19 protein-coding genes and 1 pseudogene are annotated in these 26118 nt (G+C 69.5%); 14 read left to right on the forward strand and 6 right to left on the reverse strand.

The window, feature by feature from the left end; genetic code table 11:
• Positions 1-126 precede the first annotated feature (126 nt).
• The 3 genes from ACTWQR_RS10270 to ACTWQR_RS10280 form a co-directional block, all read right to left on the reverse strand.
• On the reverse strand, positions 127-2574 hold the full coding sequence (locus ACTWQR_RS10270) for an MFS transporter (RefSeq protein ID WP_443226645.1): 2448 nt from the start codon (positions 2572-2574) through the stop codon (positions 127-129).
• 223 nt (positions 2575-2797) lie between these two features.
• A complete protein-coding gene (locus ACTWQR_RS10275; protein ID WP_443226646.1) occupies positions 2798-3241 on the reverse strand; it encodes an SRPBCC family protein in 444 nt (147 codons plus the stop codon).
• A gap of 195 nt (positions 3242-3436) precedes the next feature.
• A complete protein-coding gene (locus tag ACTWQR_RS10280) occupies positions 3437-3826 on the reverse strand; it encodes a VOC family protein (RefSeq protein ID WP_443226647.1) in 390 nt (129 codons plus the stop codon).
• Between the two features lie 217 nt (positions 3827-4043).
• Between ACTWQR_RS10280 and ACTWQR_RS10285 the strand changes: the two genes are divergently transcribed.
• The 3 genes and pseudogenes from ACTWQR_RS10285 to ACTWQR_RS10295 form a co-directional block, all read left to right on the forward strand.
• On the forward strand, positions 4044-5081 hold the full coding sequence (locus tag ACTWQR_RS10285; protein WP_443226648.1) for an Rv2578c family radical SAM protein: 1038 nt from the start codon (positions 4044-4046) through the stop codon (positions 5079-5081).
• Between the two features lie 263 nt (positions 5082-5344).
• Entirely contained in the window at positions 5345-6931 is a 1587-nt protein-coding gene (locus ACTWQR_RS10290) for an alpha/beta fold hydrolase (protein WP_443226649.1), read from the forward strand.
• Between the two features lie 4 nt (positions 6932-6935).
• Positions 6936-7166, forward strand: a pseudogene (locus tag ACTWQR_RS10295) (GNAT family N-acetyltransferase); the annotation flags it as partial.
• A 157-nt stretch (positions 7167-7323) separates the two neighbouring features.
• Here ACTWQR_RS10295 and ACTWQR_RS10300 read toward each other — a convergent pair.
• Entirely contained in the window at positions 7324-7926 is a 603-nt protein-coding gene (locus tag ACTWQR_RS10300) for an adenylosuccinate lyase (protein WP_443226650.1), read from the reverse strand.
• Between the two features lie 365 nt (positions 7927-8291).
• On the opposite strand from ACTWQR_RS10300, the gene ACTWQR_RS10305 reads away from it, so the two are divergent.
• The 11 genes from ACTWQR_RS10305 (at position 8292) to ACTWQR_RS10355 (ending at position 23661) form a co-directional block, all read left to right on the forward strand.
• Positions 8292-10112 (forward strand): 3-hydroxyacyl-CoA dehydrogenase family protein, encoded by a 1821-nt coding sequence (locus ACTWQR_RS10305; protein ID WP_443226651.1) that lies wholly within the window; start codon positions 8292-8294, stop codon positions 10110-10112.
• A gap of 160 nt (positions 10113-10272) precedes the next feature.
• Positions 10273-11088, forward strand: a complete 816-nt coding sequence (locus ACTWQR_RS10310; protein ID WP_443226652.1) for a TetR family transcriptional regulator — start codon at positions 10273-10275, stop codon at positions 11086-11088.
• A gap of 521 nt (positions 11089-11609) precedes the next feature.
• Entirely contained in the window at positions 11610-12947 is a 1338-nt protein-coding gene (gene ccrA, locus ACTWQR_RS10315; RefSeq protein ID WP_443226653.1) for a crotonyl-CoA carboxylase/reductase, read from the forward strand.
• A 10-nt stretch (positions 12948-12957) separates the two neighbouring features.
• Positions 12958-14979, forward strand: coding sequence for a protein meaA (locus ACTWQR_RS10320; RefSeq protein ID WP_443226654.1), 2022 nt, complete (start codon positions 12958-12960; stop codon positions 14977-14979).
• A complete protein-coding gene (locus ACTWQR_RS10325) occupies positions 14976-15941 on the forward strand; it encodes an HpcH/HpaI aldolase/citrate lyase family protein (protein ID WP_443226655.1) in 966 nt (321 codons plus the stop codon). Before ACTWQR_RS10320 ends, ACTWQR_RS10325 begins: the two co-directional genes overlap by 4 nt.
• Before the next feature lie 89 nt (positions 15942-16030).
• Positions 16031-16543 (forward strand): MaoC family dehydratase, encoded by a 513-nt coding sequence (locus ACTWQR_RS10330; RefSeq protein ID WP_443226656.1) that lies wholly within the window; start codon positions 16031-16033, stop codon positions 16541-16543.
• A 2-nt stretch (positions 16544-16545) separates the two neighbouring features.
• Positions 16546-17751: an acyl-CoA dehydrogenase family protein gene (locus ACTWQR_RS10335; RefSeq protein WP_443226657.1), complete on the forward strand. Its 1206-nt coding sequence runs from the start codon at positions 16546-16548 to the stop codon at positions 17749-17751.
• 170 nt (positions 17752-17921) lie between these two features.
• Positions 17922-18578, forward strand: a complete 657-nt coding sequence (locus tag ACTWQR_RS10340; protein WP_443226658.1) for a phosphatidylserine decarboxylase — start codon at positions 17922-17924, stop codon at positions 18576-18578.
• 22 nt (positions 18579-18600) lie between these two features.
• Positions 18601-19419: a CDP-diacylglycerol--serine O-phosphatidyltransferase gene (pssA, locus tag ACTWQR_RS10345; RefSeq protein ID WP_443226659.1), complete on the forward strand. Its 819-nt coding sequence runs from the start codon at positions 18601-18603 to the stop codon at positions 19417-19419.
• 131 nt (positions 19420-19550) lie between these two features.
• Positions 19551-22484, forward strand: a complete 2934-nt coding sequence (locus ACTWQR_RS10350) for a BTAD domain-containing putative transcriptional regulator (RefSeq protein WP_443226660.1) — start codon at positions 19551-19553, stop codon at positions 22482-22484.
• A 76-nt stretch (positions 22485-22560) separates the two neighbouring features.
• Positions 22561-23661, forward strand: coding sequence for a class I SAM-dependent methyltransferase (locus ACTWQR_RS10355; RefSeq protein ID WP_443226661.1), 1101 nt, complete (start codon positions 22561-22563; stop codon positions 23659-23661).
• A 103-nt stretch (positions 23662-23764) separates the two neighbouring features.
• Here the strand turns inward: ACTWQR_RS10355 and ACTWQR_RS10360 are convergent, their stop codons facing one another.
• Positions 23765-25027 carry an ABC transporter substrate-binding protein gene (locus ACTWQR_RS10360; RefSeq protein ID WP_443226662.1) on the reverse strand — a complete coding sequence of 421 codons (1263 nt, stop codon included), beginning with the start codon at positions 25025-25027 and terminating at the stop codon, positions 23765-23767.
• On the reverse strand, positions 25024-26055 hold the full coding sequence (locus ACTWQR_RS10365; protein WP_443226686.1) for a branched-chain amino acid ABC transporter permease: 1032 nt from the start codon (positions 26053-26055) through the stop codon (positions 25024-25026). Before ACTWQR_RS10365 ends, ACTWQR_RS10360 begins: the two co-directional genes overlap by 4 nt.
• Between the last annotated feature and the right edge of the window lie 63 nt (positions 26056-26118).

Genomic DNA, 26118 nt, shown 5'->3' on the forward strand with positions numbered 1-26118 from the left:
TCCGCAGCCGGTTGCCATGTGTGCCATTGCCTGAATTGACACCGGCGCGCCCCTGAGGGGCGCGGGGCTGTGCCAATTTGCGGCTCCGCCGCGTGGGCGCGACCAGCCATGAACAACCCCCGCCCCTCAGTCCTCATGCCCCAACTGAAGATCCCGCTCAGTCCGCCCGCCCCCGGCCACCTGAAGCACCGTGGCCACCGGCGGGTACCCCGTCGCGATCACCGTGTACTCCCCAGACGAAAGATCAACGAACCGGAACGTTCCCTCACCACCCGTCGTCAACGTGTCCACCACATTCCCCGCGGCATCCAGCAACGTCACCCGCGCATGCTCCACCGGCCGCCCCCCACTGGCCCGTACAGTCCCTCGCAACACAGCCCCGCCCGCAAGCTCCACATCCTGCCGAGTCTCCCGAGCGGCCTGCACACTCACGGGCAGCGCGGCCGGCCGAAGGGCGGGGGCACTCGCGGCGAGCGTGTACTCCCCCGCCACCAACTCAGTGATGACATAGCTCCCTTCACGCCCGCTGCGCGTAGTGGCCACCACCTCCCCGTGCACATTGGTGAGCGTGACGGCGGCGTCACGCACAGGCGTCCCGTCCGCCGTCACCACACTCCCGGCCAGCCGCCCCGCACCCCCGAGCACGACGTCCAGCTCCACCGGCCTCCCCCACCCCCCGGGCGGGGGGACCCCCATCTCGCTTCGCTCGCCGACGGTGACGCTGACGGCCTGCGGCTGATGCCCGCCCGCCGCGGCGATCAGGACGTACGACCCCGATCCGGGCGTCGACAGCGCGTACCGCCCGTCGTCACCGCTCGCGCCGCGCCCGATCTGCTGTCCCGCGATGTCGATGAGGGTGAGCGTGGCGCCGGGCACGACGCTGCCGTCGGGATGCCGCACCGTGCCGCACACGGGGACCTCGGCGGCGTACGACGAACCGGCCTGCGGAATCGAGCTGTTCAGGGGCGCGGTCTCGGGGTCGGCGACGGGGGTGTGGTGGGACACCAGCGGTTTCTCCTCGAGGAAGAAGGCGATGAGCAGGCCCAGGACGAGCACCGGCACGAGGTAGAGGAAGATCCGCGGCATGGCGTCGGCGTACGCCTGGATGTAGCCGTCGCGCAGCTCGGCGGGCAGCGCGTGGACGACCTGCGGGGTGATGGACTCGATGTCGGGCAGTCCGGCCCCGGCGGCGGCTCCGGCGGGCAGCCGACCGGTGAGGGCGTCGGCGAGCCGGTCGGCGAAGAGCGTGCCGAAGATCGCGGCGCCGACGCTGCCGCCGATCTGCCGGAAGTAGTTGTTGGCGCTGGTCGCGGTACCGAGGTCGTGGGGGTCCACGGAGTTCTGCACGGCGAGGATCAGCACCGGCATGACCAGGCCGATACCGGCGCCGAGTACGGCCATCCAGATGCTGTAGTGCAGCCGGGGCGTGTCGGCCTCGAGCCGCGACAGGAGCCACATGCCGATGACGGAGAGGGCACCGCCGAGGATCGGGTAGATCTTGTAGTGGCCGCCTCGGCTGATGAGTTGGCCCGAGACGACCGAGGCGCCGACGATGCCGCCCATCATCGGGAGCATGAGCAGACCGGACTCGGTGGCGGTGGCGCCGTCGACCATCTGCAGGAACGTCGGCAGATAGCTGGCCGCGCCGAAGAGTGCGACACCGACGATGACGCCCACGAGTCCCGTGACGTTGAAGACGCTGTCGCGGAACAGCCGCAGCGGAATGAGGGGTTCGGCGGCGAAGTGCTCCGCGACGAGGAACAGGACTGTCGCGGCGACGGCTCCGGCACCGAGCCCCAGGATGACGCGTGAGCCCCAGACGTACTCCGTGCCGCCCCAACTGGTCAGCAGCACCAGGCAGGTTGAGGCGGCGGCGAGCAGCAGCGCACCGAGTACGTCGAGGCGCGGCTTGGCGGTGGGCTTCGGGAGCTTGAGCACGACGGCCACGACGGCGAGCGTCACCAGGCCGAACGGCACGTTGATGTAGAAGCACCAGCGCCAGGAGAGGTGGTCGGTGAAGTAGCCGCCGAGCAGCGGGCCCGCGACCGACGCCAGGCCGAACGCGGCGCCGATCAGGCCCATGAAGCGGCCGCGTTCCCGTGGCGGCACGATGTCCGCGATGATCGCCTGGACGCCGATCAGGAGACCGCCCGCGCCGACGCCCTGGAGCGCGCGGAAGGCGATCAACTGGTCCATGGTGCGCGACCATCCGGCCAGCGCGGAGCCGACGACGAAGACGACGATCGCGAACTGGAAGACGCCCTTGCGGCCGTAGAGGTCACCCAACTTGCCGTAGACGGGCAGTCCGACGGTGGAGGTGAGCAGATACGCGGTGATCGCCCAGGACATCTTGTCCAGGCCGTGCAGCTCGCCGACGATCTTCGGGAGCGCGGTGGCGACGATCATCTGCTCCAGCGCGGCGAGCGACAGCGCCAGCATCAGGGCGAAGAACACCATCCGGATGCGGCGGGGACCGAGCTCCTCCAACCGCTGGGATTCCAGAGGCCCTTGAGGGGCTTCCGGGACCGGAGCCGAAAGAGCCCTCTCGCTCTTCGCCAGAGTCGTCCCGCCCACGTGCTGCTCCCCTCGTCGCGCCTGCGCGGCCCATTTCTCGCATTACGCGACAACTGGGAGCAAGCGCGACGAGTCGCCTTCAAGCGGGCCGAGCGGACGTAACCGCCGGTGGGAGCCCTACGGCGTACGGCTGAGCCGTACCGAAAACCACTCGAAACGGTGAGCGTGAGAATCACCCGGAAGGGCACTTCCGGGCACCACACCCCGAGGACTACCGGGAGGGTTACTTCTCCACCTCGGCGGCGAGCTTCGTGAGCACCCCGTCGTAGATCCGGCCGAGGCCCTTGGGCGCGAAGGTCTTCTCGAAGAAGCCGCCGATGCCGCCGGCACCGTTCCAGACGCTGCTCACGACGACCCGGGACTTGCCCTCGCCGGCCGGGGTGACCCGCCACGTGGTCACCATGGAGGAGTTGCGGTCCTTCTCGACGAGCTCGCCGTCGGTGGGCTCGCTCACCTCGAGCAGGCAGTCGCGGACGCGCTTGCTGGTGGCCTGGAGCTTCCAGTGGACGAGGGAGCCCTCACCGTCGCCGCCCTCGCGCACCTCGTACTCGCTGAAGTGCTCGGTCAGGAGTTTCGCCCGCGTGCCGTTGTAGTCGGCCAGCGCGTCGAACACGTCGTCCGGCTGAGCCGCTACAACTCGCTCCGTGGTGGCCTCGACCTGCGCCATTGCGTTCCTCCAGCACTCGGGATCTCGGGGGTCGCCGCTCAGCCAACCATCACGCGCCCGAGCCGCCCAAATCGGGGTCCTCCAAGGCCATCGAAACTCCGGTCGCACGCCATTCGCATGCCATGGGTCAAGAAGTCGGCATAGTTGATCTCGCTCGTGTCGGGATTCTCCAACTCGGGAGGGTGCGGTCTCCGATCAGGGCCGGCGGCCCGCGAGGACGCAAAACTCGTTCCCCTCCGGGTCGGCAAGCGTGACCCAGCTCTCATCGCCGGTTTGGCCGACGTCGGCATGCCGAGCACCCAGGTCGAGCAGGCGACGGACCTCTTCGTCCTGCTCCCTGTCGGTTGGGTTGACGTCGATGTGGAGCCTGTTCTTGACGGTCTTGCCCTCGGGCACGTGCGCGAATGTCAACGTCGGCGGCACCGGACCAGGGCGGTTCCTGCCTTCGGGCACCACAGGGGAGCCAATGGTGACGATTCCGTCGCCTTCGTCCCGCACCTCGTAGTCAAGGACCGAGCACCAGAACCGGGCGAGACCGCGGGGATCGGCACAGTCGATCGCGAGCTCGGTGAACTTACTGGTCATGTCAGGACCTCCCAGGCCGTCGCCGATGGTGGCGCGGCAGAGACGCCTTCCTCAAATTCTTTTCCTCGTACTCCAGCGTCGGCAACGGCCCGGCGGAGGCAGGCGGGCGGGCACATCGATCCCTCGACTCAACCCCTGCCGGAAAGTTTGACCGACTCCACACACCACCAAGGGAACATGTGTTCTATTCTGGGGCCAGTGCTAACGAGGAGGCCTCATGCGCTGGGAAAACCTCACAGTGGAGTCCGGCGGGAATCCGGCCGGGAACGCCGCGCTGTTCGGCGCGGACGCGGTTACCACGCGTACGTTCGACACTCCCGAGTTCCGTGGGATCACGTTCCACGAGATCCGGGCCCGGTCGATCGTGAACCGGGTGCCGGGGGCCTCACGCCTGCCCTTCGAGTGGACGGTCAACCCCTATCGGGGGTGCACGCACGCGTGTGTCTACTGTTTCGCCCGCAAGACCCACAGCTATCTGGACCTCGACACGGGCCTCGGCTTCGACAGCCAGATCGTGGTGAAGGTGAACGCCCCGGAGCTGCTGCGACGGCAGCTCGGCTCACGGCGCTGGCTCGGCGAGCACATCGCGATGGGTACGAACGTGGACTGCTACCAGCGCGCCGAAGGCCGCTACCAGCTGATGCCCGGCATCATCGCGGCCCTGCGCGACCGCGCGAACCCCTTCTCGATCCTGACGAAGGGCACGCTCATCCTGCGCGACCTCGACCTCCTGAAGCAGGCGGCTGCCGTCACCGAGATCGGAATCTCCGTCTCCGTGGGCTTCACCGACCACGAGCTGTGGCGGACCGTCGAGCCGGGCACGCCTGCCCCCGAGCGCCGCCTCGACGTGGTACGCACCCTGAGCGAGAACGGCATCGGCTGTGGGGTCCTGATGGCCCCGGTGATCCCCTTCATCGGCGACGAGCCGTCCCAACTCCGTGCGACGGTACGGGCGATCGCGGCATCCGGCGCCACCTCGGTGACCCCGCTCGTGCTGCACCTGCGGCCGGGGGCGCGCGAATGGTTCATGAGCTGGCTGGAGCACTACCACCCGCACCTGGTGCGCCGTTACGAGCGGCTGTACGCGGAGGGCGCGTACGCCCCGAAGTGGTATCAGCGCCGGATCACCCGTCAGGTGCATGAGCTGGCCGAGGAGTACGGGATAGGCCCCACGCGCGCGGGGATGCCGCGCAGGATTCCGGTACCCGAGCCCGAGGCGCCCGTGCCGGGACCGACCCAGCTCACACTCCTCTGACCAGCATCTCCGCGTTCCCCAACTGACACCCCTTACGCGGCATCCGGGCGCATCCCGCGGCCCGATTGGGTCAAGTCTGTTCGAATCGGGTCTTTCCGGGCGCCTACTCCGGGACGATACGGCGAAGGCCGTGGCGTGCACGGCTCAAAACCTCCGTCTCGGGAGGCGTCATGCTGCATCTTCCCGGGGGACAACCCCCGGATCCCCGGCCGGAAGACCAGGTCGGAATCCGCACTCTGAACGCTGATGCGAAGCGGTTCCTCGTGAACCGACGTGCGGCCGCTCTGTGCGGCACCGCTGCCGTCGTGGCCGGAATGATCACAGCGATCCCGGCCGACGCGCGTGCGGGCTCCGCGACCGCACCACGCACCACGCGGTCCGCCGAATCGGCGAAGCTCGGCTGGAAGAAGTGCGGCACCGAGGACTATCCGACGCTCCAGTGCGCGTCCCTGAAAGTTCCGCTCGACCACGCCGACCCGCACAGCGAGCGCATCACGCTCGCGCTCTCGCGGGTCCCGCACACCTCGAAGAAGTACCAGGGGCCGCTGCTGGTGAACCCGGGCGGACCCGGGGGCAGCGGTCTCAAGCTGGCCGGGTTCGTCGCGGCCTCGCTACCGAAGGCGGTGGCTTCGCAGTACGACGTCATCGGCTTCGACCCACGCGGCGTCGGCGCGAGCAAGCCCGCCCTGAACTGCAAGCCGGGGCACTTCTCCCCCGCACGCCCCAACTCCGTGCCCAGCACTCCGGCCATCGAGAAGGCGAACCTCGACCGGGTGCGGGCCTTCGCCGAGGCGTGCGGCACGAAGCACAGGGACCTGCTGCCGTACATCGACACGCCGAGCGCGGTCCGCGACATGGACGCGATCCGCCGCGCGCTCGGCGCCAAGAAGATCAACTACTTCGGGTACTCGTACGGCACCTACCTGGGCGCCGTCTACGCGAAGCACTATCCGGAGCGCGTACGGCGTCTGGTCCTCGACTCCGTCGTCGACCCCAGCGGCGTCTGGTACGACGACAACATCGCGCAGGACTACGCCTTCAACGACCGCCACCGGGCCTTCATCGCCTGGGTCGCCAAGCACAACGCCACGTACAAGCTCGGCACCGACCCGGAGAGGATCGAGGCCAAGTGGTACGCCATGCGGGCGGCGCTGGCCAAGAAGCCCGCCGACAAAACGGTGGGCCCGTCCGAACTGGAGGACACGTTCAGTCCCGGCGGCTACTTCAACGGCTACTGGCCGTATCTCGCCGAGGCGTTCGCGGCGTTCGTGAACAACAAGAACGACGACCCGCTGGTCGAGGCGTACGAGAACTTCGGCGCCGTCGACGCGGCGGGCGACAACGGCTACAGCGTCTACACCTCGGTGCAGTGCCGTGACGCGGCCTGGCCGCGCGACTGGAACCAGTGGCGCGACCACAACCAGGCGGTGTACGAGAAGGCGCCGTTCATGACCTGGAACAACGCCTGGTACAACGCGCCGTGCGCGTTCTGGCCGACGGACATCCTCGACCCCGTGGACATCTCCAACGACTCGGTGCCGCCGGCGCTGCTGTTCCAGGCGACGGGCGACGCGGCCACCCCGTACGAGGGCGGCGTCACGGTCCATCACCTGCTGGGCGGCTCCAGCCTGGTGGTCGAGCAGGGCGGTGGCAACCACGGCATCACGCTGAGCGGGAGCACCTGCCTGGACAAACACCTGGCCACGTACCTGGCCAGTGGCAAGGTGCCGCGCGGCGGCGGCGAGGCCGACGCGGTGTGCGAGGCGCTGCCCGACCCGGAGCCGCTGAGCAAGAAGGCCTCGGGTTCGCGCGGCGCGACGCTGCACAAACTGCTCGGGTTCCGGAGCTGAACGCGGTGTGGGCCGCGCCCTCCTGCGGGAGTCCACCGCCCGGTGTGCGGCCGCGGGACACGGCCGGATGCTGCTGTGGGTGCTCAAGGAGAACGAGCGCGCCCGGCGTTTCTACGAGAAGGCCGGCTTTACCGCGGACGGCACCGAGGAGCCCTTCGAAGTGGAGGGAATCGAGGTACCCGAGGTGCGTTACGCACTACCGCTACACCCGGTTTCGCGCTTCAACCATGGTTGAAGGCAAGGAGGTTGGACCGGGCGCGGAGTACATAATTCCGAGCACGGCCGGGACCTGCCGGGGGCGTACGGCACTACGCTCGTTCGGTGGGAACGGTCGACGAGGCGTTGCGGGAGGCGGCCCGTCGACCACCCTCCCTGGCACACCCCTTACCCCGTCACTCCTTCGGTGCCCTCGGTGCTCGCGGTGCCGGCAGCCTCTTCAGGGCGCCGGCCGCCGCCTGGGCCAGGGACGGGCGGGCGAGGGCCTCGTTCAGGATGGGGCGGGCTCGTTCGTCACCCAGCGTGCCGAGGCCTTCCACGCAGGCCAGGGCGACGCGACGGTACGGGTCCTGGGGGCGGAAGCGGCGGGCCAGGGTGGTGATCAGCGCCGGCACGGATTCGGGGGCGCGGAGTTCGACTAGGAGCCGCACCGGATGGAGTGCGTAGGCGACGCGCAGTTCGTTGGTGGCGAGGGCGGCCGCCGCGCGGGCCGTGCGCGGGTCGCCGAGCCGGGCCAGGGCGTACGCGGCGGACGCGCAGCGCTGCGGGTCGCGGTGGTTCAGGAGCAGGACAAGGGCTTCGAAGGCCCGCCGGTCCCCCGCGACACCAAGCCGGAACGCGGCCAACTCCCTTGCCCACAACGGCTGTTCGGGAGCGATGAGCAGGGCGGCCAGCTCGTCGAGGTCGCCGGTCGAGACAAGACGTTCGTACGAGGACGACGCCGCCGCGCCCGCCTCGTTCCGTAAGCGCTGGGTGAGCGATCGCAACTCTTCGTCCATGATGCCGAGCCTATCGGCGACGTACATCACAAAGGACCGGCACCGACGCGGACTGGCGTGCTCGTTACCCACGAGTTAAGCTCAATCGAGCGAGTTACCCACTCGCTGACTTGCTCGCGGTGGCCTGGTGACGCAGCCACCATGAGTGCTGGTCGGTTCGGTACTTCATGTACCTCAGTACGACTCGGCTCCGGGACAGGGCCGGTCGGGTTCCCCAACACCGCTTCGCGGCCTGCGTTCCGCATCCGCGAACGGCACCGGGCGTGTGCGCTTCGTAGCCCGGCATCACCCGCAATCTCCGCACTGCGTGCGCCCGTTGGCGCCGGGTGCGTCCCTCAGTCGTCACTCATTCCTGGAGTCCCGCGATGGCCACTCCCCTGTCCGGCACCTCTCTGTCCGACACCTCTCCGTCCCCGATCAAGACCGTCGCCGTCGTCGGCCTCGGCACGATGGGCACCGGCATCGCCGAGATCCTGGCCCGGGCCGGCCGCGAGGTCGTCGGCGTCGACATCAGCGAGGCCGCCGCCGCCCACGCCGCCGCCGCGCTCGAGTCCTCGACCGCCCGTGCCGTGCGGCGCGGCCGCCTCACCGAGCAGGAACGCGACGACACCCTCGCCCGCTTCCGCACCTCCACCGACCTGCGGGCCGCGGCCGACGCCGACCTGGTGATCGAGGTGGCCCCGGAGTCGTACGAGGTCAAGCACCAGATCTTCCGCGAGCTGGACGGCATCGTGCGCCCGGAGACGATCCTGGCGACCGGCACGAACGCCCTGTCCGTCACCCGGCTCGCCGCCGACTCGGCCCGCCCCGAGCGCGTGCTCGGTCTGCACTTCTTCAACCCGGCCCCGGCGATGAAGCTCGTCGAGGTCGTCTCGTCCGTGCTGACCGCGCCGGGCGCCGTCGCCGCCGTCACGGACCTCGCCCTTGAACTCGGCAAGGAGCCCGTCGCGGTCGGCGACCGCCCCGGCTTCGTCGCCGACGGCCTGCTCTTCGGCTACCTCAACCAGGCGGCCGCGATGTACGAGGCCAAGTACGCGAGCCGCGAGGACATCGACGCCGCGATGAAGCTGGGCTGCGGCCTGCCCATGGGCCCGCTCGCCCTGCTCGACCTGATCGGCGTCGACACCGCACGTACGGTCCTGGAGGCCATGTACGTCGAGTCGCACGACCGGCTGCACGCGCCCGCGCCCATCCTCAAGCAGCTCAGCGAGGCGGGCCTGACCGGCCGCAAGTCGGGCCGCGGCTTCTACACGTACGACGCCCCGGGCAGCGCGACCGTCGTGCGGGACGCGCTGACACCGCTCTCCGGGGGCCCGGAAACTCCTGGTCGCTCCGTTCGCTCGGTCGGTGTCGCGGGTTCCGGAACGATGGCGTCCGGGATCGCCGAAGTCTTCGCGAAGGGCGGGTACGAGGTCGTCCTCGCCGCCCGCAGCGAGGAGAAGGCGCAGGCCGCCAAGGCCCGTATCGGCAAGTCGCTTTCGCGGTCTGTCGACAAGGGCCGGATGACCGCCGAGGCCGCGGCCGAGACGCTGGAACGGATCACCCCGGCGGGTTCGTACGACGCCTTCGCCGAGGTCGATCTCGCGCTGGAGGCCGTCGCCGAGGACCTGGAGATCAAGCAGCAGCTGTTCGCGGTGTTCGACAAGGTGTGCAAGCCGGGCGCGATCCTGGCCACCACGACCTCCTCGCTGCCCGTGGTCGCCTGTGCCCGCGCCACCTCGCGGCCGCAGGACGTGATCGGCATGCACTTCTTCAACCCGGCCCCGGCGATGAAGCTCGTCGAGGTCGTGCGGACGGTCCTGACGGCGGACGACGTGCACGCCACGGTCCGCGAGGTCTGCGCGAAGGTCCGCAAGCACCCGGTGGACTGCGGCGACCGGGCGGGCTTCATCGTGAACGCGCTGCTGTTCCCCTACCTGAACAACGCGATCAAGATGGTCCAGGAGCACTACGCCTCGCTCGACGAGATCGACGCCGCGATGAAGCTCGGCGGCGGCTACCCGATGGGCCCCTTCGAGCTCCTGGACGTGGTCGGTCTGGATGTCTCGCTGGCCATCGAGCAGGTCCTGCACCGCGAGTTCCGCGACCCGGGTCTGGCCCCGGCCCCGCTGCTCGAGCACCTGGTGGCCGCGGGCTGCCTCGGCCGCAAGACGGGCCGCGGCTTCCGCGAATATGCCCGGCGCTGAGCCGCGGGAGGAGTGGCCCGGGGACTTGCCGGGCGAGCGGCTCGCTGACCGCGCGGGCTGGGGCGGACTGCTGGACCCGGCCGGTTCCCCGCTCCCCGCCCCGGGCGGGGAGAGACCCGGTCATGAGCGCCCCCCTGCGCAGATGCAGTACGTTCGTGGCATGTCCCAGCCCGCCAAGTCCTCCCGTACACCAGCTACGTCCGACGCTCCGGAGAGCGCCGCGGGCAGTCGCGCGGCCGCCCAACGACTCAAGATGCGCCGAGAACTGGCGGCCGCCGCGATGGAGCTCTTCGCGACGAAGGGGTACGAGGCGACGACGGTCGACGAGATCGCGGCGGCGGCAGGGGTGGCCCGGCGCACCTTCTTCCGGCACTTCCGATCCAAGGAAGAGGCGATCTTCCCGGATCACGACGACACGCTGATCCGGGCCGAGGCGGTGCTCAACGCCGCACCGGCGCACGAGCACCCGCTCGACACGGTCTGCCGGGGCATCAAGGAAGTCATGAAGATGTACGCGGCCCGGCCGGAGATCTCGGTGTCGCGCTACAAGCTCACCCGCGAGGTGCCGACGCTGCGTGAAGCGGAGATCGCGTCCGTGGCACGGTACGAGCGGTTGTTCACCCGCTATCTGCTGGGCCACTTCGACGAGCACGCCCACGACGACGACGCCAACGACGACCCGCTGCTCGCGGAGGTCGCCGCGTCCGCCGTGGTCACGGCCCACAACCATGTGTTGCGGCGGTGGCTGCGGGCCGGGGCGCAGGGTGACGTCGAGGCCCAGCTGGACCATGCCTTCTCGATCGTACGGAAGACCTTCGGTACGGGGATCGGGGTCGGGCGGGACACCGCGCCTCTCTCGTCGCCGGTGTCCGCCGCATCGGTGGAGGGCGAGGTGCTGGTGACCGTCGCCCGGGTCGACGCTCCCCTGCAGCAGGTCATGCGCACGATCGAACAGGCTCTTCGGGAACGTTCGTAGTACCCCTTCTCGTCACCCGACGGCGCCAGACGGTCGCCGGGCGTCCCCGTGCGGGTACCACCGGCTGGCGAAGATCGACGAGCAGGCGGACCGTTGGGTGCGTGAGCCCACCCGACGACGACCCCAGCACGACTTCCCAGGCCCGCCGGACCCACCGGACCTGCCGGACCTGCCGGAGCGAGCAGGCCAACCCTGTTTCTGATCGATCATCGCTCATCTGTTACCGGCAGATGACAAGTGAGAGAAATTGTTGGCACTCGGTGCCTTGTCAGGTGACACGCCGTGCCATACGTTGGAGATGTCCGGGCGGCCGGCGTGCAGAGAACCTTCGTACGCCGGCTGTCCCCGCAAGCCACTGGCCTGCGCGCCCGGACGCCTGCGTCACAGGCAACCTTCCGCGCCACAAAGCGCTGCCGAGCTCCAACTCCGCCGAACCGACGGCACGCCTCACACCAGCAGCAACCACCCCGACGTAACCCTCAGCGTCTTCCCTCAGGACGCCACTCGCCGGAGGCAACACCGTGAAGGAAATCCTGGACGCGATTCAGTCGCCGGAGTCGGGCTCCGCCGACTTCGCCGCTCTGCCGCTGCCCGACTCGTACCGCGCGGTCACCGTGCACAAGGACGAGACGGAGATGTTCGCCGGGCTCACCACCCGCGACAAGGACCCCCGCAAGTCCCTGCACGTCGACGACGTCCCCGTCCCCGAACTCGGCCCGGGCGAGGCTCTGGTGGCCGTGATGGCTTCCTCGGTCAACTACAACTCGGTGTGGACGTCGATCTTCGAGCCGCTGCCGACGTTCGGCTTCCTGGAGCGCTACGGCAAGCTCAGCGAGCTCACCAAGCGACACGACCTGCCGTACCACATCATCGGCTCCGACCTGGCGGGCGTCGTCCTGCGCACCGGCCCCGGCGTGAACGCCTGGCAGCCCGGTGACGAGGTCGTCGCGCACTGCCTCTCCGTCGAGCTGGAGTCGTCCGACGGCCACAACGACACGATGCTCGACCCCGAGCAGCGTATCTGGGGCTTCGAGACGAACTTCGGCGGCCTCGCCGAGATCGCACTCGTGAAGTCCAACCAACTGATGCCCAAGCCCGACCACCTCAGCTGGGAGGAGGCCGCCGCGCCGGGGCTCGTCAACTCGACCGCGTACCGGCAGCTCGTCTCCCGCAACGGCGCCGGCATGAAGCAGGGCGACAACGTCCTCATCTGGGGCGCGAGCGGCGGACTCGGCTCGTACGCCACCCAGTTCGCGCTCGCCGGCGGCGCCAACCCCGTCTGTGTCGTGTCCTCGCCCCAGAAGGCGGAGATCTGCCGGGCGATGGGCGCCGAGGCGATCATCGACCGCACGGCCGAGGACTACAGGTTCTGGAAGGACGAGCACACCCAGGACCAGAAGGAATGGAAGCGCTTCGGCAAGCGCATCCGTGAACTCACCGGCGGCGAGGACGTGGACATCGTCTTCGAGCACCCCGGCCGCGAGACCTTCGGCGCCTCCGTGTACGTCACCCGCAAGGGCGGCACCATCGTCACCTGCGCCTCGACCTCGGGTTACAACCACGAGTACGACAACCGCTACCTGTGGATGTCCCTGAAGCGCATCATCGGCTCGCACTTCGCCAACTACCGCGAGGCCTGGGAGGCCAACCGGCTCGTCGCGAAGGGCAAGATCCACCCGACGCTCTCCAAGGTGTACTCCCTGGAAGAGACCGGGCAGGCCGCGTACGACGTGCACCGCAACCTCCACCAGGGCAAGGTCGGGGTCCTGTGCCTCGCCCCCCAGGAGGGCCTCGGAGTGCGCGACGCGGAGAAGCGCGCCCAGCACATCGACGCCATCAACCGCTTCCGGAACGTCTGAGGTTCGACTGATGACAGAGCGCCCGAAGGACCGGCCGTGGCTGATGCGGACCTACGCCGGTCACTCCACGGCCGAGGCGTCGAACGAGTTGTACCGGCGCAACCTCGCCAAGGGCCAGACCGGTCTGTCCGTCGCGTTCGACCTGCCGACGCAGACCGGTTACGACCCCGACCACATCCTCGCCCGCGGCGAGGTCGGCCGGGTCGGGGTACCGGTCTCGCACCTCGGTGACATGCGCCGGCTGTTCCAGGACATCCCCCTGGAGCAGATGAACACCTCGATGACCATCAACGCCACCGCCATGTGGCTGCTGGCGCTCTACCAGGTCGTCGCCGAGGAGCAAGGTCTCGACAAGGAGGCCATCACCAAGCTCCAGGGGACGACGCAGAACGACATCGTGAAGGAGTACCTGTCGCGGGGGACGCACGTCTTCCCGCCGGTGCCCTCCCTCCGTCTGACGACGGACATGATCTGCTACACGGTCAACAACATCCCCAAGTGGAACCCCATCAACATCTGCAGCTACCACCTGCAGGAGGCGGGAGCCACGCCGGTCCAGGAGATCGCGTACGCGATGTCCACCGCGATCGCCGTACTGGACGCGGTGTTCGCGTCGGGCCAGATCGCCGAGGACCAGAAGGGGGACGTGGTCGCCCGCATCTCCTTCTTCGTGAACGCGGGCGTCCGCTTCATCGAGGAGATGTGCAAGATGCGGGCGTTCGGCCGCATCTGGGACAGGATCACGCGCGAGCGGTACGGGATCGAGAACCCCAAGCACCGGCGTTTCCGGTACGGGGTCCAGGTCAACTCGCTCGGCCTGACCGAGGCCCAGCCGGAGAACAACGTCCAGCGGATCGTCCTCGAGATGCTGGCCGTGACCCTCTCGAAGGACGCACGCGCGCGTGCCGTCCAACTCCCGGCCTGGAACGAGGCGTTGGGCCTGCCCCGCCCGTGGGACCAGCAGTGGTCGCTGCGCATGCAGCAGGTGCTCGCGTACGAGAGCGACCTGCTGGAGTACGCGGACATCTTCGAGGGCTCGCACGTCATCGAGGCCAAGGTGGCGGAGCTGGTCGAGGAATCGTTCGCCGAGATCGACCGGATCCAGGAGATGGGCGGCGCGATGGCCGCCGTCGAGTCGGGCTATCTGAAGTCGCAGCTCGTCTCCTCGCACGCCGAGCGCCGGGCGCGTATCGAGTCCGGCCAGGAGACGATCGTCGGCGTCAACAGCTTCGAGGCGACCGAGCCGAACCCGCTGACGGCGGATCTGGACGCGGCCATCCACACGGCCGACCCGACGGTCGAGGCACGCGTCGTGGAGGCCCTCCGGCAGTGGCGCGACACGCGCGAGGACTCCCGTCAGGGCGAGGCGCTGGAGCGGCTGAAGGAGGCGGCGGCCAGTACCGACAACCTCATGGCCGCCACCCTGGAGTGCGCCCGCGCCGGCGTCACGACCGGCGAGTGGGCCGGGGCCCTGCGCGAGGTCTTCGGCGAGTACCGGGCGCCCACCGGTGTCTCGTCCGCGCCGGTCGCGGTGACCGCCGAGGCGGGCACCGCGTTGGCCCTGGTCCGCCGCAAGGTCGACGCGACCGCCCGCGACCTCGGGGTCGGCAAGCTCCGCTTCCTGGTGGGCAAGCCGGGCCTGGACGGGCACTCCAACGGCGCCGAGCAGATCGCCGTACGGGCCCGTGACGCCGGGTTCGAGGTGGTCTACCAGGGCATCCGGCTCACGCCCGAGGAGATCGTGGCCGCGGCCGTCGCCGAGGACGTGCACGGCGTCGGCCTGTCCATCCTGTCCGGCTCGCACGCGCAGCTGGTGCCGGACGTGCTGGAGCGGCTGCGCGAGGCCGGCGCCGCCGACATCCCGGTGATCGCCGGCGGGATCATCCCGAACGCCGACGCCGAACAGCTGCGGGCCGCCGGAGTGGCCGCGGTCTTCACCCCGAAGGACTTCGATATCACCGGGATCATCGGCCGTATCGTCGACGAGATCCGGAAAGCGAACAAGCTCGACCCTCTGGAGGTCTCCGCATGACCACGCCCGTCAACCGTCTGCGCCCGCGTCGCTCCTGCCTCGCGGTGCCGGGAAGCAACCCCCGCTTCCTGGAGAAAGCGCAGGGCCTCCCGGCCGACCAGGTCTTCCTGGACCTTGAGGACGCGTGCGCTCCGCTGGCCAAGCCCGAGGCGCGGCACACCATCGTCAAGTTCCTCAACGAGGGCGACTGGACGGGCAAGACGCGGGTCGTGCGGGTGAACGACTGGACGACCGAGTGGACGTACCGCGATGTCGTCACGGTCGTCGAGGGCGCGGGCCCGAACCTCGACTGCATCATGCTGCCGAAGGTCCAGGACGCCCAGCAGGTCGTCGCCCTGGACCTCCTGCTGACCCAGATCGAAAAGACGATGGGCTTCGAGGTAGGCAAGATCGGTATCGAGGCGCAGATCGAGAACGCCCGGGGCCTCAACAACGTCAACGAGATCGCCCAGGCGTCCCCACGCGTCGAGACGATCATCTTCGGCCCGGCCGACTTCATGGCGTCGATCAACATGAAGTCGCTGGTCGTGGGCGAGCAGCCGCCCGGCTACCCGGCGGACGCCTACCACTACATCCTGATGAAGATCCTGATGGCCGCCCGCGCCAACAACCTCCAGGCGATCGACGGCCCCTACCTGCAGATCCGCAACGTCGACGGCTACCGCGAGGTCGCCCAGCGCGCCGCCGCCCTCGGCTTCGACGGCAAATGGGTACTGCACCCGGGCCAGGTCGAGGCGTCCAACGAGATCTTCTCGCCGTCCCAGGAGGACTTCGACCACGCCGAGCTGATCCTGGACGCGTACGAGTACTACACGTCCGAGGCGGGCGGCAAGAAGGGCTCCGCGATGATCGGCGACGAGATGATCGACGAGGCCAGCCGCAAGATGGCGCTCGTGATCAGCGGCAAGGGCCGGGCCGCCGGCATGACCCGTACGTCCAAGTTCGAAGCGCCCTCCGCCTGACTCGGCCAGGCAGTTCGGAATCAGGAAAAACCCTCATCCCCCAGGCCCCCGAGGGGCCAGGGGGTATACAAGCCCGGAGGGCGAGATCAATGCAGTTCGGCCGCACCTATGAAGAGTTCACAGTCGGCGACGTCTATCGGCACTGGCCTGGAAAGACCGTCACGGAGTACGACGACCACCTCTTCTGTCTCCTGACGATGAACCACCACCCGCTCCATATGGATGCCAACTACGCGGAGAACACGACCGACTTCGGCAAGAACGTCGTCGTCGGGAACTACATCTACTCGCTGCTGCTGGGGATGTCCGTGCCGGACGTCTCCGGGAAGGCGATCGCCAACCTGGAGGTCGAGTCGCTGAAGCACGTGGCGCCGACCTTCCACGGCGACACCGTCTACGGCGAGACGACCGTCCTCGACAAGACCCCGTCGAAGTCCAAGAACGACCGCGGGATCGTCTACGTCGAGACCAAGGGCTACAAGCAGGACGGCACGCTGGTCTGCGTGTTCCGCCGCAAGGTGATGGTCCCCACAGAGACGTACATCAAGGAGCGCGGCGGCGAGCAGCCCGGCCGCCCCACTCTGAAGCAGACGGAGAAGTAGCCATGGCGCGACTCGCCCAGACCGCCGGTCTGACCGACATCCAGCAGGAGATCCTGTCCACCGTCCGGGACTTCGTGGACAAGGAGATCATCCCGGTCGCGACCGAGCTGGAGCACCGCGACGAGTACCCGCAGCAGATCGTCGACGGGCTCAAGGAGTTGGGCCTCTTCGGGCTGATGATCCCCGAGGAGTACGGGGGTCTGGGTGAGTCGCTTCTCACCTACGCGCTGTGCGTGGAGGAGATCGCGCGCGGCTGGATGTCCGTCTCCGGCATCATCAACACCCACTTCATCGTGGCGTACATGCTCAAGCAGCACGGCACGCAGGAGCAGCGGGAGTACTTCCTGCCGCGCATGGCGGCGGGCGAGGTGCGCGGCGCGTTCTCCATGTCGGAGCCGGCCCTTGGTTCGGACGTTTCGGCGATCACGTCAAAGGCGGTCAAGGACGGCGACGAGTACGTCCTGAACGGCCAGAAGATGTGGCTGACGAACGGCGGTACGTCGACGCTCGTGGCCGTTCTCGTGAAGAGTGACGAAGGACACCCCGAGGGCAGCGCGCCCCACAAGTCGATGACGACCTTCCTCGTCGAGAAGGAGCCCGGCTTCGGTGAGGTCCGCCCCGGCCTGACCATCCCCGGCAAGATCGACAAGATGGGCTACAAGGGCGTCGACACGACCGAGCTCATCATGGCCGACCTGCGCATTCCGGCCAATCGCGTGCTCGGCGGCGCCACCGGTCGAGGCTTTTACCAAATGATGGACGGTGTCGAAGTCGGCCGCGTCAATGTGGCGGCGCGTGGCTGCGGTGTCGCTCAGCGTGCGTTTGAGCTCGGCGTCTCGTATGCCCAGCAGCGTCACACTTTCGGCAAGCCGATCGCCCAGCACCAGGCAATCCAGTTCAAGCTGGCGGAGATGGCTACCAAGGTCGAGGCCGCTCATGCGATGATGGTGAACGCGGCACGCAAAAAGGACTCCGGGGAACGAAACGACCTTGAGGCTGGGATGGCGAAGTACCTCGCATCCGAGTACTGCAAGGAGGTCGTGGAGGACGCCTTCCGGATCCACGGCGGCTACGGCTTCTCCAAGGAGTACGAGATCGAGCGCCTCTACCGAGAGGCTCCGATGCTGTTGATCGGTGAAGGTACCGCCGAAATCCAGAAAATGATCATCGGCCGCCGGCTGCTCGAAGAGTATCGACTCCAGGGATAGATATCCTGGTTCGGAGTGTTTTGATCGAGAAGAAGCTCACACCCCGTCAACACACTTCGGCCGTCGACTCGACTTCCTGGCTTGCCCAGTTGTGGCCCGCGACCGGTACGATCCCGGGAAAGCCGCCGTCCCCTGTTACAGCGCGGCATCATCCGCTACGAAGGTCATCCATGCCCCACAGCCAAACCTCTGCACCACGCGTCAGCTTCCTTGGTGGACGCCTCGCGCGCGGAGCATCGCCGTGGCTCCTCCCGACCGTCGCCACCGCAGCCCTCAGCCTGGTACGCGCGCGCCACTCCGGCGCCGCCAAGGCCGTGGCCGTACCCGCCACCGCGCTGGCGGCGGGCATGCTGTGGTTCTTCCGCGACCCCGAGCGCGAGATCGCCCCGGGCCGGGTCATCTCGCCGGCCGACGGTGTGGTGCAGAGCATCATGCCGTGGAAGGACGGGCGCACCCGCGTCGCGATCTTCATGAGCCCCTTGAACGTCCACGTCAACCGCGCGCCGCTGGCCGGCACGGTGAGGTCGGTCGAGCACATCCCCGGTGGGTTCGTTCCGGCGTTCAACAAGGAGAGCGAGAACAACGAGCGCGTTGTCTGGCACTTCGACACCGAGCTCGGCGACATCGAGATGGTGCAGATCGCCGGTGCGGTCGCGCGGCGTATCGTGCCGTACATCCCTCAGGGCACCAAGGTCGAGCAGGGCGAGCGAATCGGGCTGATCCGCTTCGGGTCGCGCGTCGACATCTACCTCCCCGAGGGTGTCGAGGTCGACGTGGAGGTCGGTCAGAAGACCGTGGCTGGGGTGACTCGCATTGACCGTGATTGATCCGGAAACCCAGACTGGCTGGGTGCCGACGGCCGACGAGCTGGACGACGAGGAGGAGATGCCCCTCTCTCTCCGCCTCTCGATAGCGGACACCCTCACTCTCGGTAACGCCACGTGCGGTTTCATGGCGGTGTACTTCACCACCACCGGCATCCTGATCCCGCACCTCACGGGCAGCCAGGAGACGGGCATGGCGCGCCACAGCGCCGCCACCGCTGTCATCCTCATGCTGTGCGCGGCGGTCTTCGACCTCTTCGACGGCCTCGTGGCCCGCAAGCTGCGGTCGTCGCCGATGGGCGCCGAGCTGGACAACCTCTCGGACCTGATCAGCTTCGGTCTCGCCCCCGCGTACTTCGTGCTCGTCTACGGCATGGTCGCCGACGACGCGCACCAGCGGGTGGCGGCGGTGGGGGCCATCGTGGTCCTACTGGCCGTGGTCCTCCGGCTCGCGAGATTCTCCTGCGTGACGGTGAAGGACGGGACCTTCCAGGGCATGCCCTCGCCGTTCGGCGCGCTCACGGTGGTCTCCATCGTGCTGCTCGAGCTGCCGTTCGTCGCCACGCTCATGGCGATCCTCGGCACCGCGTGGCTGATGGTGAGCCGGGTGGAGTACCCGAAGCCGCGGGGTCGCCTCGCGGTCGCGATGCTCTCGTGGATCGTCCTCAGCATGGGGCTGCTGACGGCTTGGGCCTTCGAGGCCCCCGGCGGACAGCTGCTCCTCCAGACCGGCTGCGCGCTGCAGCTGGTCACCGGCGCGGTGATTCCTCTCTTCGCCACGGCCCGGCGGGTGAACAACTTCCGGGACAACCGTCGCGAGGCGCGGGCGGCACAGCTGCCGTAGCGGTCTGTACGTTGCTGAAGGGCCCCGAACCACACGGTTCGGGGCCCTCTTCATGTCGGCCCCGCTCCGCCACAATGACGGTCGGGACGATCCGTCAAAGGGGATCGGGGTAGCGGATCGGGGGGCCGGGCATGGACGAGGTCGAAAGGCCGGGCAGGGTCGAGGTCGGATTACTGGGACCGGTCGAGTTGCGAGTGGGAGGCAGGGCGCTGCCGCTGGCGAGCCTTCCCCAGCGGGTACTGCTGGCCGGCCTCGCGCTCCGGCCGCGGCGGGTGGTGCCGGTGGCCGAGCTGATCGACGCCCTCTGGGACACGGAACCCCCGCGGGGCGCCGTCGGGAACCTGCACAGCTATGTCTCCCGGCTGCGGGGCGCGGTGGGCGGCGACCGGATCGGCCGGGAGCCCGCGGGGTACCGGCTGGATGTGGCGGAGGACCAGGTCGACATCGGCCGGGTGGAGCGCCAGGTGGCCGCGGCCAGGGCGGCCGCCGTCGCCGATCCGGCGCGAGGTGCCCGGTTGCTCGGGGACGCACTCGGCGGCTGGCGCGGCGATCCGCTCGCGGACCTCGCCGACCGGATGGCGTTCGCCCCCGAGCGCGCCAGGCTCACCGAATGGCATCGGCAGCTGCGCGAGGAGTGGTTCGACCTGCGCCTCGCGGCCGGGGAGGCCGACGACGTGCTGCCCGACCTGGAGAAGGCCGCCGCCGAGGATCCGCTGCGGGAACGCGTCCAGCTGCTGTTCGCCCGTGCCCGCCACCGGACGGGCCGGACCGGTGAGGCGCTCGCCGCCATGGAGACGTACCGGCGCCGGCTGGCGGAGGAGTTCGGCCTCGACCCCGGACCCACCTTCGCCGAACTGCGGCAGCGGCTGCTCGACGACGATCCCGGGCTGCGAGCCGGCCAGCGGGGTTCCGGCTCCGCTCACTCGGCGCCCGGGTCCGACATTCGCCTGCCCGCCGACCGGTTCGTCGGGCGCGGGCCCGAGCTGGAGCAGGTTCGGGCCGCTCTGCGGGAGCACCGGGCGGTGACGGTCGTCGGTCCCGGGGGCGTTGGCAAGACGCGGCTGGTTCTGGAGCTGCTGGCCCGGATCGACCGGTCCGAGGCCGTGCCCGTGCACCTGGTCGAACTCGCCGAGACGTCCAAGCCCGCTGAGGCTCCTGGTGCGGTGGCCGCGTCGCTGAGGCTGCGGGCCGCACCCGAGGGCGATGTGACCGCCGTCGCCGACCGGTTCGGCCACGCCCCGGCGCTGCTGGTCCTGGACAACTGCGAGCATCTCCTGCCGGTGGCACGCGATCTCGTCGCGGAGCTCCTCGCCCGCTGCCCGGCTCTGCGGGTGCTGGCGACGTCACGGCAGCGGCTGGGCGTGCCCGGCGAACGGGTCGTCCGGCTCGGGCCGCCGCCGGAGCACGACCAGGTGGAGCTCTTCTGCGAGCGGGCGGCCCTGCTGCGCGACGGCTTCCGGGAGGGAGTCGAGGCATCGGAGCCGACCGGCGTTCTGGTCGCCGAGATCTGCCGGCTGCTCGACGGCCTGCCTTTGGCCCTGGAACTGGCGGCCCACCGGGAGGCGGTGTTCGGCCTGCGCCAGCTGCGGGAGCGCCTGTCCGCGGGACTCGACGTCCTGGAACCGGCGCGCGGCGGCGATCGCTCCACGGCAGTCACCGCGGCGGTCGAGTGGTCGTACCGGCTTCTCGATCCGGACGCCCGGGGACTGCTCGACCGGCTCTCGCTGTGCCGGGGCGGCTTCGCCGCCGAGGCGGTGGACCATCTGGCGCCGCCCGGAGCGGCCAATCCGGCGGCCCTGCTCGCCGAGCTCGTAGACGCCTCGCTGGTCGGCTGTGATGTCACAGCCGAGCCTCCGCGCTATTGGCTGCTGGAGACCGTACGGCATGTCTGTGCGGCGCATCTGAGGGCCGCCGCGGCTGGAGCCGATGACGCACACGCCGCACACGCCCGGTGGATACTGGCGCACGCCGAGGAAGTGCACCAGCTGCGGCGCGGCCGCTCCCCGGCGGCGGCGGCGCTGTTCCGCCGGGAGACGGCCAACACGCATCAGGCTCTGTCCTGGCTGATCGGCTCCGGCCACCGGAAGGAGACCGCCCGGCTGGGGATCATGACCGTTGTGGCACTCGCCGACGACCCGGATCTTCCCCTGCTCAGCCTGCTGTGCGGCCTCACGCGCGTCGTGCCGCACCCGCCCAGCCCGACGGCCGGCGATGACACCGAGGCCGTTCTCGCCATGACCGTCGGCGTGGCCGCCTGGATGACGGGAGACGGACGGACCGCCGACAGGTTGCTCGGTGCGGCGGTCGACATGCTGCCCAGCGGCCATCCGTTCCGGTGGATAGGGCGCTTCTACCGCATGACCAATCGGTTGTTCCGGGGTGACGTCGCCGGGGTCGAGGCGGACGCGACCGCCCTGCTGCACGACCGGGCCACCCCGGGCTGGGGATCGGGTTCGGCTGTCTGCTGTGCGGCGCTCGTCAGAGAGTTCTCCGGAGATCACGAGACCGCCGAACAGTGGCTGGCGCGGGAGGAGGTTCTCCTCACCGAGGTGAGCCGGGTCGACGGATTCGTGACGTACACGCGCGGTGAGCTGGCCGCCGAACGCGATCCGGCCCGTGCCCTGGCCTGCTTCGCTCAGGCGTACCGGCAGTGCGACGCGCAGGGCAACACGTACGTTCGTGAAGTCGCCGCGATCGGGCGGGCCGCGGTGCTCATCCGGCTGGGCCGACACGCCGAGGCGGTCACCGCCTGCCGCGAACTCGTCGAGAGCCTGCGCCGCCTCGGGATGTGGCCCCAGTTGTGGATGGTGCTGCGGCTCACCGCCGAGCTGCTGGTCGCACTCGGCGACCACGCCACCGCCGCCGCCCTGCTCACCACCGCCGACGGCGACCCGCTCGCACCCGCCGTGTTCGGCATGGACCGGGACAGGCACGCCGCAGTGTGGGCGGACATCGCGGACCGGCTCGACCCGCACCGGCTGGTGCTGCACCAGGACGAGGGGCGTACGGACGGCCGGGCTGGAGCCGCGGAACGTGCCCTGCGCGCCCTTGACCTGCAGATTTGAGCGGGTAGGCCGTCAGCATGCGGTGAGCAAGCCGCCAGCAGGGGCCCAGCAAGCGGCAACCGCCATCGTCGAAGCCATGACGACAACACCTCAACTCCAAGCGACCGACACGGTCGGCGCCGTCGACGAAGACCGCGTCGAACAGTTCGTCGGCCGGATCCTCACCGACTTCGCCGGCGCCGCGAGCACGGCGATGACGGTCCTCGGCGACCGGCTCGGCCTCTACACGGCCATGACCGGCGCGGGGCCGCTGACCGCCGAGGCGCTGGCGGCCGCGACCGGACTGCAGCCGCGACTGGTCACCGAGTGGCTCGCCTGCCAGACCGTGTCCGAGTACGTGACCTACGACCCGACGACGGGCACGTACGAACTGCCCGCCGAGCACGCGGCGGTGCTCTCCGTGGCGGACTCCCCCGCCTACGTCATCGGCGCCGCCGATGTCATCGCCGGCCAGTACCTGGGCCTGGACCGGCTCGCGCAGGCGTTCCGCGCCGACGGCGGTGTCGACTACGGTTCGCTGCCCTCGTGTGTGTTCAGCGGCATCGAGCGGTTCTTCCGCACGGCGTACGTGCATGAGCTGGCGTCGAACTGGTTCCCCGCCGTGCCGGGTCTGGTCGACCGGCTGGAGAGCGGCGCCCGGGTGGCCGACGTGGGCTGTGGGCACGGGGTGGCGAGCCTGCTCGTCGGCCGGACCTGGCCCAAGACCACGGTCACCGGTTTCGACGCGCACCAGCCGTCGGTCACGACCGCGCGCGCCAAGGCGATCGAGGAGGACAGCCCCGGCAACGTGTCGTTCCGCGTCGCCGACGCCGCCGCATTCGGCCCCGGCCCGTTCGACGTGGTGGTCTTCTTCGACTCGCTGCACGACCTGGGGGATCCGCCCGCCGCCCTGCGCCGGGCCCACGAGGTGCTCGCCGAGGGCGGCATCGTGGTCGCGGTCGAGCCGTGGTCGCTGGACCGGCTGGAGGACGGCATCGGCAACCCGGTGGTGCGGATCGACTACGCCGCCTCCACCTCCGTGTGCACCCCGGGCTCGCTGGCGCAGCCCGGCGGCTACGGGCTCGGCACCCAGGGCGGGCCCGCCAAGCGCGTCGAACTGCTCACCGAAGCGGGCTTCCGCGACGCGAAGCTGGCCGCCGACACCGGATTCAACCTGGTGCTCACAGCGACCAAGTGACCTCGTGGGAGCGGGGAATGAGGCGCGAACGAGCGGCCGATGACGACCGAGGGGCCCGGACCACACGGTTGGTCCGGGCCCCTCCGCCTGTCCGGGGCGGACGTCAGGCGCCCGGCGTGTACCCCTCGGCGACCGTCGAGGCCTCGGCCTCGCGGACCACCTTCATGCCGCCCGTCACGCTCTTGTCCGGCTGCAGGATGACACTCTGCTTGGAGGACGGGGAGTTCGGGTCGGTGAAGTTCTGGGGTATGCCGAAGCCCGTGTCGAGGGCATCGATGGTCAGGAGGGCCTTGTCGACGCCCTCGCGGGTGAGGTCCTTGCTGTCGCAGGCCTTCTTGAGGGCCTCGCCGAACGCGCTGACGGCCGTCCAGCCGGCGACCACGCCGTTGTCGAGGGAGTCCTTCGGGTAGGCCTTCTTGTAGTCGGCGACGAGCTTCTTGGCTCCCGGCGTGTCCGCGCCGATGGGCAGCGAGGGGTTGGCCACGTAGTAGTTCTTCATGAGGGCGGGGCCCGCCTGGGTGGCGAGGAGCTGCGGGGCGAAGGCCGAGTTGTTGCCGATGACCGGCACATCGAAGCCGCCGGCCGCGGCGACGCCGACGAGCGAGGCCGCCTGGCGCGGGCCCGCGCTGATCACGACCGCCTTGACGCCGGCCTTCTTGAGGGCGGCGACCTGCGCGGTCATGTCGTTGTCGGTCGGCTTGATCTTCTGCTCGACGACGGTGAGCCCGGACTCCTTCGCCATGTGCTTCGAGCCGACCAGGGCGCTCTCGCCGTAGTCGCCCTCGAAGTAGACGTGGCCTATCTTGTCGCCCTTCTTGATGCCCTTCTCCTTCATCAGGAAGTCGACCGCGTTGATCGTCTCGATGTCGTACGTGGATCCGATGACCCGGATGTACGGGCTGCCGAGCAGCGAGGCCGACCACGCCTGCGGCAGGACGAGGCCCTTGTCCTGGCCGTCGATGCGCTGCTTGACCGCGGCGACGAACGGCGAGCCGATGAACTGGGCGAAGCCGAGCACCTTCGGCTCCAGTTCCGTGTACCCGGCGACGGCCTTCTGCGGGTCGTAGCCGTGGTCGCGGACGGTGAGCGCGACCTTGTAGCCGCAGACGCCGCCGTCGGCGTTCAGCTGCTTCACATACAGCTGCTGGGCCTGGGTGACGCTCTTGCCGAGGGTCGCGTAGACGCCGGTCATGTCGGTGAGGACGCCGAGCGTGATGGTCTTGCCGGAGATGCCGTCGCCGGTCTTGACCCCGCCCGCGGCTCCCTTGTCCTCGTTGTCGTCCTTGGCCTTCGAGCTGCAACCGGCCAGCACGAGCAGCGCGGCGAGCGCGCCTGCGGCCATCCTGGCCGCATACGTCGTACTCATCGTTCCTCCCCTGAATGGGTCCTGACGCGACGCCCGGCGGCCACCCTGACCAGGCCGCCGGGCAGGAAGAGCACCACCGCGACGACGGCGGCGCCGTAGAGGTACCGGGACGCCTCGCCCGGTGCGACCCCGCCCGTACCGGGGGCGGAGACCAGGGGCAGGGCATCGCTGTAGCGGGTCAGCAGCTGCGGCAGCAGGGAGACGAAAGCGGCCCCGACCACCGCCCCGGAGACCGAGCCGAGCCCGCCGATGACGATCATGGCGAGGTACTCGAGCGACAGCGTGATGCCGAAGTAGTCGGGCACCGTGCGCTGGAAGATCAGCGCGAGCAGGACGCCCGCGAGTCCGGCGTACATCGACGACAGGACGAAGACGGCGGCCCGGTAGCGGGCGACGGGCACGCCGATGACCCCGGCCGCGATGCGGTGGTCGCGGATCGCGTTCATGGCGCGTCCCGGGCGGCCACGCAGCACTCCGCGGGCGAAGAGCCCGCAGCCGAGGAGGAGTACGAGTCCCGCGTACCAGAGCTTCTCCGCCGACCCGAACGGCACGGCGGCGACGACGACTTCGGTGTCGTCGAAGGTGAGGCCGAAGAGGCTCAGGGGCGGTACGTCGCGGCCGTTGAAGCCGCCGGTCAGATCGCGGGCGTTGAACAGCACGTGCTGGCCGATGAAGATCAGCGCGAGCGTCGCGATGCCGAGGTACGCGCCGCGCAGTCGTCCCGCGATGGGGCTGAACAGGCCGCCCGCCAGGCCCGCGACGAGGACGGCGAGTACGGCCGCGAGCCAGGTCGGCAGGCCCAGGCCGGTCAGCCCGTCGCCGCCTTCCGCGGCGAACACGCAGTAGCCGTAGGCGCCGACCGCGAGGAAGAAGGCGTGGCCCATGGAGAGCTGGCCCGTGGAGCCGGTGAGGAGGTTGATGCCGATCGCGCCGATCGCGGCGGCCATCGCGAAAAGGCCGGCCTGGAGCCAGAAGCGGTCCAGATAGAAGGGGAGAGCGAGGAGGAGGAGGGCTCCGGCGGCCCAGATGTACGTTCGCGAGCGGCTGGGCCAGGCGGGTCGGCGGCTGACCTTGCCCGTTTCTTCGCGGGT

Origin of the sequence: Streptomyces sp. 2A115, from assembly GCF_052245575.1 — a bacterium.
Lineage (GTDB): Bacteria > Actinomycetota > Actinomycetes > Streptomycetales > Streptomycetaceae > Streptomyces.